1 protein-coding gene is annotated in these 568 nt (G+C 63.2%); it reads left to right on the top strand.

Annotation, left to right across the window (positions count from 1 at the left end; genetic code table 11):
• Positions 1 to 87: 87 nt before the first annotated feature.
• Positions 88 to 568: LysR family transcriptional regulator (locus AC1DTN_RS38730; RefSeq protein ID WP_477925523.1), on the top strand; the 481-nt coding region annotated here is incomplete at its 3' end.

The following is a 568-nucleotide window of genomic DNA, read 5'->3' as shown; positions in this document are numbered from 1 at the left end:
GAATGAGGTGGCATTGTGGAAATTGGAAATCCATCTAAAAAGCGGGAAGATATGATGGAAACCATCGGATTAAGGAATGGATAACCGATGCAGGCCTTCAATCTGGAGCAGCTGAGGACTTTCGTCACGGTCGTGGAGTCCGGCAGTCTCACGGCGGCGGCGCCACTGGTCTTCCTGTCCCAGTCCGCCGTCAGCGAGCAGATGCGCAAGCTCGAGGAAAAGGCAGGCCAGGCGCTTCTGACGCGCAGCAAGGCGGGCGTGTCGCCGACGCCCGCGGGCCTTCGGCTCATCGCCTATGCGCGCCGGATGCTTGCGCTGTCCGACGAGGCATTTCGCGACCTGCGCGGCGAGGCTTTGCAGGGCGAGTTGCGTCTCGCGGTCACCGACTACTTCAGGCCTGGCGACCTTGCGCGGCTTCTGGCGCGCCTTGGTGAAGGCTATCCGCAGGTGCGCCTGAACGTGAGCGTGCTCAAGAGCGGTGCGATCGAAGCAGGCTATGCGCAGGGCGATTTCGACGTGGGCTTGTCGATGCGCATTGCCGGCTCGGCCGATGGGGCCGCCCATGCGC

It is taken from the genome of Rhizobium sp. 01T444, assembly GCF_056398305.1.
Note: the sequence above shows the minus strand (reverse complement) of the source record. Positions and strands in the feature narration are given on the sequence as shown.